Origin of the sequence: Actinomadura roseirufa (assembly GCF_900659635.1) — a bacterium.
In the GTDB taxonomy this organism is placed as follows: Bacteria; Actinomycetota; Actinomycetes; order Streptosporangiales; family Streptosporangiaceae; genus Spirillospora; species Spirillospora roseirufa.
Genome location: NZ_CAACVB010000104.1, coordinates 14,273 through 27,046, shown reverse-complemented (window position 1 = coordinate 27,046; position 12,774 = coordinate 14,273). Strand labels below are relative to the sequence as shown.

Sequence of the window (12,774 nt, the reverse complement as noted above, 5' to 3'; positions counted from 1 at the left end):
GGGCGCCGCCGGCGCGGCCGGTGCCGCCGGAGCCGGGGCCGGGGCGGGCGCCGCGGGGTCGGCGGGGAGCGGCATGGGCGCCGCCGGGACGGCCGGGACGAGCGTCAGCAAGGGGTTCCTGGCCACCGCGGCGGGCAAGGGCACCCTCGCGGTGGCCGGTGTCGCCGTGGTCGCGGCCTCGGCCACCGCCGCGGTCTACGCGACGAAGGGCGGCGCGACGAAGACCCCCCGGACACGGCCGGTGGCGCAGGTGAACACGGCGTCCCAGACTCAGACGATCGGCGGGGTGGACGTCCAGAACGCGGCGTACGTGTCGGTGAGCGGCCTCGGTGACGCGGCCCTGGAGAAGCGCGTCAACCAGGAGCTGCGCGCCCCCCTGGACCGGCTCATCCGGATCGGGACGGGGAGCGCCGAGCGGGGGCGGTGCGGGGGCCGCCAGACCAAGGTGTTCACGACCGCGCGGACGGGGCTGCGCGGCCCGCGGTACGTCTCCGTCCGCTACTTCATGCACTCCGACTGGTGCCAGCAGGCCGACGGAGCCCCCGGCGGCGAGGTCGTCACCGTCGACCTGACCACCGGGAAACGGCTGACCAACCAGGACGTGTTCCGGCCCGGGACGCTGACGCCCGCGGGCGTCGCCCGCCTCCAGTCGTTCATGACCCAGCGCGCGACCGCGAGCAGCCGCAAGTGGAGCGACTGCTCGACGGACGGGCGGTTCGAGCGGGCCGACTTCTTCCCCCAGAAGGCCGGGGGCCAGACCATCAAGGGGATGGAGGTCGATCCGCCCCGCCTCAGCGCGTTCTTCACTCCCGCCGAGTTCCAGCTGTCCTGGCTGCACGCGGGCAGCGACGGGTGCGGCGACCTCGACTTCGGCGGCTCCTACGCGAGCGTCCGCGACCTGCTCAAGCCCGAGATCGCCGCACTCCTGCCGAAGTGACCCCGCCCCGGGCCCTCGCTTCGGCCGGGCGCCGCCGGGTAGAGGGCCACGGAGGGACGGGGGACCGGCGTGCAGACCTTCCTGCCGTACGCGGACTTCGCCGCCACCGCGGACGTCCTCGACCCGCGGCGGCTCGGCAAGCAGCGCGTCGAGGCGCTGCAGGTGCTGCGCGGGCTGACGGTGCCGGGCTACGGCTGGCGGCGCCATCCGGCGGTCCGGATGTGGGCGGGCTACGAGGAGGCGCTCGTCCGCTACGGCCTGGAGGTCTGCCGCCGCTGGTGCGACCTCGGCCGGGCCGACACCTGCGCCGGGTCGCTGGTCGCGGGCCTGGCCGCCGTTCCCGGGCGGGCGGATTCGGGCGGGCCGCGCGACCAGCGGCGGCTCGCGGCGGCGGGCGAGCTGCCGCCCTGGCTCGGCGACCCGGGCTTCCACCTGAGCCACCGCTCGGCGCTCGTCCGCAAGGACCCGGGGTTCTACGGCCCCTGCTTCCCGGACGTCCCGCCCGACCTGCCCTATGTCTGGCCGGCCTCCGACCGCCCGGCCCGTACGGAGGTGTGATGGCCCTCGCCCGGCCGGGTACGTTCCGGGCGAAGGCCGAGAGGCGACCGGACGAGGGAAGGCCGGCGGGTGGAACGCGGCGAGGCGATGCTGGGCGGCCTGCTGGCCGCCGGGCACCGGATGTCGCTGGAGGAGCTGCCGGACGCCGTCGCCGAGCACGCCGCGGCGGCCGGCCTGCGGGACGCGCTGATCTACGTCGTGGACATTCAGCAGAACGTCCTGCGGCTGCTGACCGGCCACGGCCGGGACGCCGCGCAGGGCCCCGGCCGCGAGGCGGGCGAGCTGCGGGTCGACGCGACGCTGGCGGGCCGGGCCTACCAGAGCATGGAGACGGTGGTCGGCCAGCCCGCCGAGGAGGACGCCGGCACCCAGATCTGGGTGCCGATGCTGCACGGCAGCCAGCGGATCGGGGTCCTGCGGGCCGGTGTCGAGCGCGGGGACGCCGGGGCCGTGGAACTGGCCGGGCTCCTGGCGGGGCTGGTCGCGCTGCTGATCTACAGCAAGGGCTCGTCCAGCGACTCCTATCTGCGCCTGATCCGGGTCCAGGACATGACCGTGTCGGCGGAGATGCAGTGGCGGCTGATGCCGCCGCTGACCTTCGCCAGCGACCGGGTGGTGATCGGCGCGGCCCTGGAGCCCGCCTACCGGCTCGGCGGCGACGCCTTCGACTACGGGGTGACCGGTGACATCGTGCATCTGGCCGTCTTCGACGCGATGGGGCACGACACCTCGTCCGGGCTGACCGCGAACCTGGCCGTCGCGACCTGCCGCAACGTCCGCCTGGAGGGCAGGGGCCTGGTCGAGACGGGCGAGGCGATCGAGGCGGTGCTGGTCGAGCAGTTCGAGTCGGCCCGCTACGTCACGGCGGTGCTCGCGGAGTTCGACGTCCGGACGGGCCGGCTCGCCTGGCTCTCGCACGGCCACCCCGCCCCCGTGGTGATCCGCAACGGGCGGTGGGCGACGACGCTGGAGTGCCCGCCGGGCCATCCGCTGGGCACCGACCTCGGTGTGACCGCCACGGTCTGCGAGGAGCAGCTCGAACCGGGCGACCGGCTGCTGCTCTACACCGACGGGATCGTCGAGGCCCGCGACCCCGCCAAGCAGGAGTTCGGTTTCCACCGGTTCGTCGACTTCGTGATCCGGCGCTGCGCCGACGGGCTCGGCGTCCCGGAGACGCTGCGCCGCCTCGTCAACAGCATCCTGGAGCACCACGCGGGCAGGCTGGACGACGACGCGACCGTCCTCCTCCTCGAATGGCGCGGCCCGCCGCCGGGCGAGGAGGAGAGCGTCCGCCAGGGCTGACCGCGGCCCGGCGCCCCCGGAGAACCGAACGCGCCGGGTGCCCGTCGGGGCATCCGGCGCGTCACGCGCGGCGGGCGTCAGGCGTCCGGCGCGGCCTCGGCCGCGGGCGCCTGGACCCAGCGGACCGCCCAGCGGACGAGCTTGTACAGCAGCTGTCCCAGGATGAGCGCCAGACCGACGATCGGCAGGATCAGCAGGACGATCTGCAGCCCCGAGGCGGCCAGCTCCAGCGGGCCGGCCCCGGCCATGGCGGCGTCGGCGAGGCGGCGGGTCATGCGCCAGTCGCTGGCGATCAGGCTCGGTACCCGCACCAGGATCAGCGCGATCTGGAACGCCAGCACCGGGATGATGGTCAGCACCCAGATCGTGACGAACACCTGCGGCCAGCGCTTGAGATCCTTCAGCCGGGCGTCGGCGGGGCGCCGCAGCACGGCGCGGCGCAGGATCGGGCCGATGTACTTGAACAGGTCGGGGACCCCGACCAGGTCGGACATGATGTAGTACCCGTCGAACCGGAGCGTCGGCAGCAGCTGCTGGATGATCTCCAGGTTGATGTACAGCAGGGCGACCACCAGCGGCTCGAAGCCCGTGTACAGGTACAGCAGGGTCAGCCCGACGACGAAGATGCCGTTGAAGTAGACCCCGGCGAGGTCGGCGCGCAGCCGCCCGGCCCGGCCGAGCCGGTAGGACTCGGTGATGTCGGTGTAGAACGCGGGCCACACCAGGTAGATGCCGCATCCCATCACGCCCGGCCGGACGCCGCCGTAGCGGCAGGCGGAGGCGTGGCCGACCTCGTGGAACGCGCAGGACAGCACCCCGAGCGCCACGATCAGCAGGATGCTGACCGGGACGAGGATGGTGTGCTGCAGGGCGTCGGCCACCGACCGCGTGGTGAGCACCCAGACCTCGCTGGCCACCGTCGCGGCCACCATCAGCGTCATGATCACCGGCTGGAACAGCCAGCCGAACAGGCCCGCGATGAACCAGGTGACCGACTCGGGGAAGACCGCGACCCTGAACTTCAGCGCCAGGAACGGGTCGGCCCGGGTGAGCTCCGGCTGCCGGCCGTCGCTGTAGGTGGTGACGCCGAGCGGCGCGAGCTTGCGGTCGGCGAGGTAGACGACCTGCTCGCCGGTCAGCCGCGCGCCGGCCTTGGCGCTGACGTCCGCGGCGACCCGGTCGAGGGCGGTCTCGACGTCGGCCCCGGCCAGGTCCCGGTGCTCGTGCAGCGCCTCGGCGACCAGGAACAGCAGCGGCGGAAGCCGGACGAGCTGCCGGTTCGGCAGGCAGACCAACTGGGGCGGCTCCCGGTAGCCTGAGTTCTTGAACTCGCCGACGAGTTCGGCGCCCTCGACGAGCGAGGGCAGCACGAGCGGCGCGGCGGGCCCGGCACCGTCCACGGCCGGGGTGGCGGTGTCGCTCATGCGCTCTTGTGCGCCACCACGGCGGGAACGCAGGTCAGGCTGGAGCGCGGCGGCTCGGCGAGCAGGCCGAGGCCCAGCAGCCCGCTGGTGCCACCGGAGTAGGTGGACTGGCAGGCGTAGTACACCGAGGTGTCGTCGTGGCCGCCGCTCGCCGACTGGGCGGTCATCCCGGACAGCGCGAGCCGCCGCGGCAGCACGTCGGGATCGAGCCGTTCCAGCTCGGCGTAGGTGAAGGTGTGCGGGATCGCTTGACTCATGGAATCGCTTTCAGGTGGGGCAGAGGAAGGGGGAAGGGCTGGCGGGAGAACGCCAGCCCTTCCCTTTGCGAGCGCGAGCCCGCAACTACGTCCGAACCACTCAGCCGTTGACGGCGGTCTGGCCCGGCTCGCAGACGAACGTCGAGACGTCCTGCTGGTTGCTGAGGCCGAGGACGCCGAGCAGGCCGCCCTGCGGGTGGCCGATGCTGCTCTGGCAGGCGTTCTGGGTGACGATCTGGCCGTGGCCGTGGCCGTGGCCGCCCACGTTGAGGTTGGTGTTGTCGTTGTCGTTGCCGCCGCCGACGAGCAGGGTCGACAGGACGGCGCGCTCGGGCAGGACCTCGCCGGCCAGCAGGTCGAGCTCGGTGTAGCTGAAGGACTTCATGTGGTTCCTTTTCTTCCTTGTCACGCCCGGATCTCAAGGTGGATACCGGATGTCCCATACCTCGCCCCAAGTCGAGGTGAGGTAGCTCTACGTATAGCACGAGTGACGGATCGTGGCCAGTCTGACTCCTGGTAAAGGAGTGATGTGTCGTCGGCGGCGCCGTTCCGCCCGGTGTTACGGCCGTTTCGAGAGGCCGCGCATGACGTTCGTGAGGTGGGTAGGCAGGGGAACGTCCGCATGATCAGGAGGGGAACAGATGGCCGGCAGCTTCAGCATCGATGTGACGGAGATCCGCGACCGGGCCCGGCGGAAGATGGCCGACGGTCCGGTGACCGAGGGGTACCGGCGCAGCACGCGGGAGGTCATCGGGGTGCTCAACGACGTCCTGGCGACGGAGATCGTCTGCTGGATGCGCTACAGCCGGCACGCGATCAGCGCGACCGGCATCGACCGCGCGCAGGTGGCCGCGGAGTTCACCGAGCACGCCGACGAGGAGCGCGACCACGCGATGCGTGCCGCCGAGCGCATCAGCCAGCTCGGCGGGGACCCCGACTTCGACCCGAAGACCATCGCCGAGCGCGCGCACACCACCTACGAGACCTTCGACGACAACGACCTGAAGGGCATGCTCCAGGAGAACCTCGTCGCCGAGCGCATCGTCATCGAGTCTTATCAGGAGATCATCCGCTGGCTCGGCGACGGGGACGTCACGACGCGGCGTCTCATGGAGCACATCCTCGCCGAAGAAGAGGAGCACGCCGACGACCTCATGGACCTGCTCGGCAACTGACCGTTCCTTGACGATTGTTTTCCGGCTCCCGGGTATGCGCCGGAGCATGGAATTCGGATACACGCTCCTGTGCGAGCAGACACCGCCCAAACAACTCGTCGAAGACCTCGTCGAGGCCGAGGCCGCGGGATTCGGTTACTCGGTCATCTCCGACCACTATTTCCCGTGGCTGGAGGACATGGGGCACTCGGCCTACGCCTGGTCGGTGCTCGGCGCGCTCGCGCAGGCGACCGAGCGCATCCCCCTGATGACGTTCGTGACCTGCCCGATCATGCGTTACCACCCCGCGGTCGTCGCGCAGAAGGCGGCGACGATGGGGGTGCTCTCGGACGGCCGGTTCACCCTGGGCCTGGGCGCGGGGGAGAACCTCAACGAGCACGTCGTCGGGCGCGGCTGGCCCTCGGTGGACGTCCGGCACGAGATGTTCACCGAGGCCGTCGAGATCATCCGCGCGCTGTTCGGCGGCGGGTACGTCAGCTACCGGGGCCGCCACTTCACCGTCGACTCCGCCCGGCTCTACGACCTGCCGGAACAGCCCGTCCCCATCGGTATGGCCGCCGGCAGCGCCCGCGCCGGCCGGCTGGCCGCCGAGCACGGGGACGTCTTCATCTCCGACCGGCCCGTCGGCGACGTCGTCGAGATCTTCAAAGAGGAGGGCGGGGCCGGCAAACCCGTCTACGGGCAGATCCCGGTGTCCTATGGACACGACCTCAAGGAGGCCAAGGAGCGGGCCCACCGCACCTGGAGGTTCTCCGCCGCCGGGTGGAAGGTGATGGCCGAGCTGCCGGGCCCGAAGAACTTCGAGGCCGCGGCGGGCACCGTCCGTCCCGAGGACATCGCCGAGTCCGTCCCCTGTGGTGATGACGTGTCGCGCTACGTCGAGGCCGTCCAGCAGTGGGCGGACGCGGGGTTCACCCACGTCGCCTTCTGCCAGAGCGGCGGCGACAACCAGAAGGAGTTCCGGGCCTGGGCGGAGGCCGAGCTGCTGCCCGTCCTCCGCACCCGCTTCTCCTAGCGGCCCTACCGGGCGGGCGGCTCGTACGCGAGGTTGGGACGCAGCAGGCGCTCGGCCTCGGCGAGGTCGACCCCCCGCCGCCCGGCGTAGTCGCGGACCTGGTCCTCGCCGACGCGTCCCACGGTGAAGTAGCGCGACGACGGATGCGCGAAGATCAGCCCGCTGACGCTGGCGGCCGGGGACATCGCGAAGCTCTCGGTGAGGCCGATGCCGGCGCGGTCGGCGTCCAGCAGCCCGAACAGCTCCCGCTTCAGGGAGTGGTCGGGGCTCGCGGGGTAGCCGAGCGCCGGGCGGATGCCCCGGAACCGCTCGGCGTGCAGGTCCTCGATCACCGGGTCGGCGTCCGGCTCGAACCAGGCCCGCCGCGCCTCCAGGTGGACGTGCTCGGCGAACGCCTCGGCGAGCCGGTCCGCCAGGGCCTTGACCATGATGGCCCGGTAGTCGTCGTGGTCCGCCTCGAACGAGGCGGCGAGCTTGTCCGCGCCGTGGATCGTGACGGCGAACCCGCCCAGATGGTCGCCCGCCGGGGCGATGTAGTCGGCGAGGCAGCGGTTGGGCCGTCCCTCCGGCTTGACGGTCTGCTGGCGCAGCATCGGGAAGCGCGGGCCCCCGCCGCCGAGCACGATGTCGTCGCCGTCGGCGTGCGCGGGCCAGAAGCCGTGGACGCCGGCGGCCTGGAGCAGGCCGCCGTCGATGATCTCGTCCAGCAGCGTGTTCGCGTCGTCGAACAGCTCGCGCGCCTCCGGCCGCTCCAGGATCGCCGGGTACTTGCCCTTCAGCTCCCAGGCCAGGAACAGGAACTGCCAGTCGATCATCTCGCGCAGCGCGGTCAGGTCCGGCTCGACGGCGCGCGTCCCGGTGAACGCCGGAACCGGCAGGTCCTCGAACGCGACCCGCTCGGGGTTGGCGCGCGCCCGCCCGAGCGCCAGCAGCGGGGTGCCGTGCCGGGCCGCGTGCTGCTCGCGCAGCCGCTCCTGCTCGGCGCGGTTGCGCTCGGCCAGCGCCTCGGCCTGATCGGTGTTCAGCAGGTCCGACACCACCCCGACGACGCGGGACGCGTCGAGCACGTGGACGGTCGTGCCCTCGTAGGCGGGGGCGACCCGGACCGCCGTGTGCTGGCGCGAGGTCGTCGCGCCGCCGATCAGCAGCGGGAGCCGCAGCCCGCGCCGCTGCATCTCCGCGGCCACCGACACCATCTCGTCCAGCGACGGGGTGATCAGCCCGGACAGCCCCACCGCGTCGGCGCCCTCCGCGACCGCGGTGTCCAGGATGGTCGCCGCGGGCACCATCACGCCGAGGTCGACGACCTCGTAGTTGTTGCAGCCGAGGACGACGCCGACGATGTTCTTGCCGATGTCGTGCACGTCGCCCTTGACCGTCGCGAGCACGACCTTGCCCGCGCCCTTGGCCGCCTCCTCCCGCTCCTCGGCGGTCCCGGCCCGGCGCGCCTCCTCCTTCTCGGCCTCCATGAACGGCTCCAGGTAGGCCACCGAGCGCTTCATCACCCGCGCGCTCTTGACCACCTGGGGTAGGAACATCTTCCCCGAGCCGAACAGGTCGCCCACGATCTTCATGCCGTCCATGAGCGGCCCCTCGATCACCTCCAGGGGACGTGCCGCCCGCGCCCTCGCCTCTTCCGTGTCCTCCACGATGAAGTCGACGATGCCGTGCACGAGCGCGTGCGCGAGGCGCTCCTCCACCGGCCCCTCGCGCCAGGACAGGTCCGCGGCGCGGCGGGTGCCGGAGCCGGTGACCGTCCCGGCGAACGCGACGAGCCGGTCGGTGGCCTCCGGGTGCCGGTCGAACAGCACGTCCTCGACGAGCCCGAGCAGGTCGGCGGGGATGTCCTCGTAGACGGCGAGCTGACCCGCGTTGACGATGCCCATGTCGAGCCCGGCGCGGACGGCGTGGAACAGGAACGCCGAGTTCATCGCCTCGCGCACGACGTCGTTGCCGCGGAACGCGAACGACAGGTTGGAGATGCCGCCGCTGATCAGCGCGCCGGGGCAGCGCTCCTTGATGCGCGGCAGCGCGTCGAGGAACGCCTTGGCGTACCCGTTGTGCTCGCTCATCCCGGTGGCGACCGCGAGGACGTTGGGATCGAAGATGATGTCCCCGGCGGGGAAACCCGCCCGGGTGGTGAGCAGGTCGTAGGCCCGCCCGCAGATCTCCACCTTGCGCTCGGCGGTGTCGGCCTGCCCCTCCTCGTCGAACGCCATGACGACCACGCCCGCGCCGTACCCGCGGATGCGCCGCGCCTGCTCCAGGAACGGGCCCTCGCCCTCCTTGAGGCTGATCGAGTTGACGACGCCCTTGCCCTGCACGCACCGCAGCCCGGCCTCCAGCACGCTCCACCGCGAGCTGTCGATCACCACCGGGAGCCGGGCCGCCTCCGGCTCCGTCGCGATCAGGTTGAGGAAGGTGACCATCTCCCGCTCGCTGTCGAGCAGGTCGGCGTCCATGTTGACGTCCAGCAGGTTCGCGCCGCCGCGGACCTGCTCCAGCGCGACGTCCACGGCCGCCTGGTGGTCGCCCGCCTCGATCAGCCGCCGGAACCTGGCCGAGCCGGTGACGTTCGTCCGCTCGCCGATCATGACGAAACCGGTGTCGGCGCCGATCTCCAGGGGCTCCAGCCCGCTGAACCGGGTGCGCTCGGGCGGCGCCGGGACGGGCCGCGGCGCCAGGTCGCGGACGGCCTCGACGATCCGCGCGATGTGCGCGGGGCTCGTCCCGCAGCAGCCGCCGACCACGTTGACCATCCCGGCCGAGGCGAACTCGCCGAGCAGCCGCCCCGTTTCCTCCGGGGTCTGGTCGTAGCCCCCGAACGGGTTCGGCAGCCCCGCGTTCGGGTGGGACGCCGTGTAGGTGCCCGCCAGCCGCGACAGCTCGGCGATGTGCGGCCGCGTCTCCTCGGCGCCCAGCGCGCAGTTCACCCCGACCACCAGCGGCTCGGCGTGCTCGATCGACCGCCAGAACGCCTCGACCGTCTGGCCGGACAGCGTCCGCCCGCTCAGGTCCACGATCGTGACCGACAGCCACAGCGGCAGGTGCGGGGCGACGTCGCGCGCCGCCGCGATCGCGGCCTTGGCGTTGAGCGTGTCGAAGATCGTCTCGATCAGCAGCAGGTCGACGCCGCCGTCGGACAGCGCCTGGATCTGCTCGGCGTAGGAGGCGCGGACCTCCTCGAACGTCACCGCCCGGAACGCCGGCTCCTCGACCTTCGGCGACAGCGACAGCGTGACGTTCAGCGGGCCCACCGACCCGGCCACGAACCGTCCGCCCGCCTCGTCCGCCGCCTGGCGCGCCAGCCGCGCGGCCTCCAGGTTCATCTCCCGCACCCACGAGCCGAGCCCGTAGTCGGCCTGGCCGATTCCGGTCGCGGTGAAGGTATTGGTCGTCGTGATGTCCGCGCCCGCCGCCAGGTACTGCCGGTGGACGTCCAGGATGACGTCGGGACGCGTGAGGTTCAGCAGGTCGGGGTCGCCCGTGACGTCCTGGGGGTGGTCCTTGAACCGCTCGTCGCGGTAGTCGGCGGGGGTGAGGCCCGCGCCCTGGAGCATCGTGCCCCAGGCCCCGTCGAGCACCGCGATGCGCCGGTCGAAGAGCTCGCGCAGCGCCCGCTCCCCGGCGTCCCGCCCGCCCTCGCGAACGGCCCCTCCACGCGCGTCGGCACTGGTCATGCGGCAACCTCCCATAAAGAGAGGCGCCCTTAGTGCAGATTCCAGGCCGAGCGTGGCGGACTCGCGTCCGTTGCAACGCCTCTCGGCCTGCCCCCGACGATACTCCGACTCCCCAACGGAGAAAAAGCCCACCGGCCGCCCCGGACCGGACGGCCGGGGGCGCGGCTGCGGAGTCCGACGCCACGCGGTCCTGTGAGGAAACCTGTGGTCAGGTCCTGGTGAACGGAGTCCGGCGGCCGCGTCGATCGCCGCTGAAATCGCAGTTCACCGGCCGGGCACCTGAGTGAATCTCTGCCGCCCGACACGTGGTAAACGTCGGAAAAGTCCAGCTTCGCTTCTGATTTGAGTCGACGCGGCTGTGCTGAAGGGCCGCGCGACAGGCTGGACCCATGGGGGTTTGGGTGGCTTCAGTGAAGGGTCATCGATGGTTGCGCATAGTTACTAGTGTTGTCCTAGGTGATTTTCCGTCACACTAGTGGGTGAGATAGTCTCCGAACGGAGGTCGGGAGTCCCATGTTGCTGAGTTTCCGCGTAGCGAACTTTCGATCGCTGCGGACCGAGCAACAGTTGCTGCTCACGCCCGCCTACTCCGACGACGAGCCGGCGGAGGTGCCCTGGGAGGCCCTCCCGGTCGCCGGGATCTTCGGTGCCAACGCCTCCGGCAAGTCCAACGTGATCGACGCGCTGGCGTATATGGTCGCGATGGTTCGCGAGTCCTTCAGGGAGAGCGAGCCGGACGGGGGCGTTGATCGCTACCCGTTCGCGCTGGACCCGGCCTCGCTCGACGAACCGTCCACATTCGTGGTGGATGTGGTCATCGATGATGTTCGTTACACATACGGTTTCGCACTCGACGACCACTGCGTCATTGAAGAATGGATGTACAGCTATCCGCACAAGCGGAAGCGAGTGGTTTTCCACCGTCGCGGGGACGAGTACAGTTATGGTGAGAACTCTCCCGAGGGATTGAAGCAGGTCGCACAGCTCACCGAGTCGAATGTCTTGTTCCTGTCAGTCGGTGTCCGTTCCAAGCAGCGGGTGCTACTTCCTGTATACGAGTGGTTCAGGCGGATCGCCTGGCGCACCTCTCGTGACCTGGCCCTAGGCATGAACTTGTATTCTGAAGGCGCCGATCTCAAACGCATCGTCCGGTTGCTTCGAGCCGCCGATACCGGTATCGAAGACGCGGTTTTGGTGGCAGAGAGTGAAGAGGAGTACGCCGCGCGTGTGAACAGGCTGTCAGGGCGGAGGCAAGGATATGAGCCGCCCCGGCGGAAACGCCTGACGTTCCGGCATAGAGGCGCCGATGGTAAGGCGGTATTGAGTCTGGGGGAGCAGTCGACCGGGACGCAGTCCCTGTTCCGGCTGGCGAGACCGGCCTTCGGGGCGCTTGACAGGGGCGTTCCCTTCGTGGTGGACGAGCTCGATTCCAGTCTTCACCCGTTCCTCACCGCACAGCTGATCAAACTCTTTCGCGACCGGGAGAACAACCCCCATGGAGCCCAGCTGATTTTCACCAGTCACGACGTGTCGCTGCTCGGCCGGATCCAGGGGGAAGAGGTACTGAAACGCGACCACATCTGGTTCACGGAGAAGGACGAGAGCGGGGCGACCGAACTCTTCCCCGTGTCGGACTTCAAGCCGCGTAAGGATGAGAATCGCGAGCGCCGCTATCTGGCCGGACGCTACGGAGCCGTCCCCGTGGTGAATGACGAGTTGTTCGCCGCCGCACTGGCGGCCCGTGAGGTCGCCGTCGATGTCGTCGAAGAGTCCTAGGCGCGCCGGGCGTCCAGCCCGGGGCGGCAGGCCCCGAACTGAGACCAATCTGCAGCGCAGGCCCAGCGGCTCGCGGGAGGAACGGCGCAGTTTTCTCGTTCTCTGTGAAGGGAAGACGGAAAAGCTCTATTTCACGGGAATGCGTGCTCGCCGCGGGCCCCAGCTCGCCGTCGACGCGCCGGACTGTGACCATGTGGGCCTGGTGTGGGAGGCCGCCCGCCGCCGCACGGGTGAGTACGACGAGGTGTGGTGCGTGCTCGACACCGAGCTCTCCGACGGCCTTGTCTCAAGGCTCCTTGATGCGGCTCGCAGGGCGGATGTCCGCCTCGCGCTCTCTTCGCCCTGTTTCGAGTTCTGGCTGATCCTGCATTTGGACGATCACACGCGTCCCTTCCAGTCGGCGAAGGAGGCGAAGCAGAGGCTGAACGCCCTGCTGCCGGGCTGGTCGGAGGCCGGGACTCGGTACCCGGACTTCGCCGCGGGGGTCAGGTCGGCGTGCGACAGGGCGCGCAGGCTTCAACCCGACGATGGTGAGCGACCCCGAAATCCGTCGAGCACCGCTTGGAGACTGGTCGAGAAGATCATCGGCTCCCCGCCCTAGCGAGCATCGGAGGCCCGCCCACCGGCCCGATCGGCGGCGATGCGGGTAT

General features: G+C 70.8%; 11 protein-coding genes and 1 riboswitch. Of the genes, 7 read left to right on the top strand and 4 right to left on the bottom strand.

Annotated features, from left to right (window positions below; all coding sequences use genetic code 11):
* From E1291_RS21920 to E1291_RS21910, 3 genes are all read left to right on the top strand, one after another.
* Positions 1-937 (top strand): hypothetical protein (locus E1291_RS21920; protein ID WP_207400868.1); only part of this gene is annotated, 937 nt, incomplete at its 5' end.
* Between the two features lie 69 nt (positions 938-1,006).
* A complete protein-coding gene (locus E1291_RS21915; protein ID WP_131739836.1) occupies positions 1,007-1,495 on the top strand; it encodes an MSMEG_6728 family protein in 489 nt (162 codons plus the stop codon).
* Positions 1,496-1,564: 69 nt separating this feature from the next.
* Positions 1,565-2,797: a PP2C family protein-serine/threonine phosphatase gene (locus E1291_RS21910; protein WP_242614296.1), complete on the top strand. Its 1,233-nt coding sequence runs from the start codon at positions 1,565-1,567 to the stop codon at positions 2,795-2,797.
* 77 nt (positions 2,798-2,874) lie between these two features.
* On the opposite strand, the gene E1291_RS21905 is transcribed toward E1291_RS21910, so the two are convergent.
* The 3 genes from E1291_RS21905 to E1291_RS21895 form a co-directional block, all read right to left on the bottom strand.
* Positions 2,875-4,221: a zinc metalloprotease gene (locus E1291_RS21905; RefSeq protein WP_131739834.1), complete on the bottom strand. Its 1,347-nt coding sequence runs from the start codon at positions 4,219-4,221 to the stop codon at positions 2,875-2,877.
* On the bottom strand, positions 4,218-4,478 hold the full coding sequence (locus tag E1291_RS21900) for a hypothetical protein (protein ID WP_131739832.1): 261 nt from the start codon (positions 4,476-4,478) through the stop codon (positions 4,218-4,220). Before E1291_RS21900 ends, E1291_RS21905 begins: the two co-directional genes overlap by 4 nt.
* Positions 4,479-4,578: 100 nt before the next feature.
* The gene (locus tag E1291_RS21895) at positions 4,579-4,863 is read right to left on the bottom strand and encodes a hypothetical protein (RefSeq protein WP_131739830.1); all 285 of its coding nucleotides are present in this window, start codon (positions 4,861-4,863) and stop codon (positions 4,579-4,581) included.
* A gap of 256 nt (positions 4,864-5,119) precedes the next feature.
* On the opposite strand from E1291_RS21895, the gene E1291_RS21890 reads away from it, so the two are divergent.
* Positions 5,120-5,653, top strand: a complete 534-nt coding sequence (locus E1291_RS21890; protein ID WP_131739828.1) for a ferritin-like domain-containing protein — start codon at positions 5,120-5,122, stop codon at positions 5,651-5,653.
* A gap of 46 nt (positions 5,654-5,699) precedes the next feature.
* Positions 5,700-6,668, top strand: a complete 969-nt coding sequence (locus tag E1291_RS21885) for a TIGR03557 family F420-dependent LLM class oxidoreductase (protein WP_131739826.1) — start codon at positions 5,700-5,702, stop codon at positions 6,666-6,668.
* A gap of 5 nt (positions 6,669-6,673) precedes the next feature.
* Here E1291_RS21885 and metH read toward each other — a convergent pair whose 3' ends face one another.
* The gene (metH, locus tag E1291_RS21880) at positions 6,674-10,348 is read right to left on the bottom strand and encodes a methionine synthase (protein WP_131739824.1); all 3,675 of its coding nucleotides are present in this window, start codon (positions 10,346-10,348) and stop codon (positions 6,674-6,676) included.
* A 14-nt stretch (positions 10,349-10,362) separates the two neighbouring features.
* A riboswitch (S-adenosyl-L-homocysteine riboswitch) is annotated at positions 10,363-10,438 on the bottom strand.
* A gap of 477 nt (positions 10,439-10,915) precedes the next feature.
* On the opposite strand from metH, the gene E1291_RS21875 reads away from it, so the two are divergent.
* Entirely contained in the window at positions 10,916-12,124 is a 1,209-nt protein-coding gene (locus E1291_RS21875; RefSeq protein ID WP_242614295.1) for an AAA family ATPase, read from the top strand.
* Positions 12,057-12,725 carry an RloB family protein gene (locus E1291_RS21870; RefSeq protein ID WP_131739820.1) on the top strand — a complete coding sequence of 223 codons (669 nt, stop codon included), beginning with the start codon at positions 12,057-12,059 and terminating at the stop codon, positions 12,723-12,725. Before E1291_RS21875 ends, E1291_RS21870 begins: the two co-directional genes overlap by 68 nt.
* Positions 12,726-12,774 lie beyond the last annotated feature (49 nt).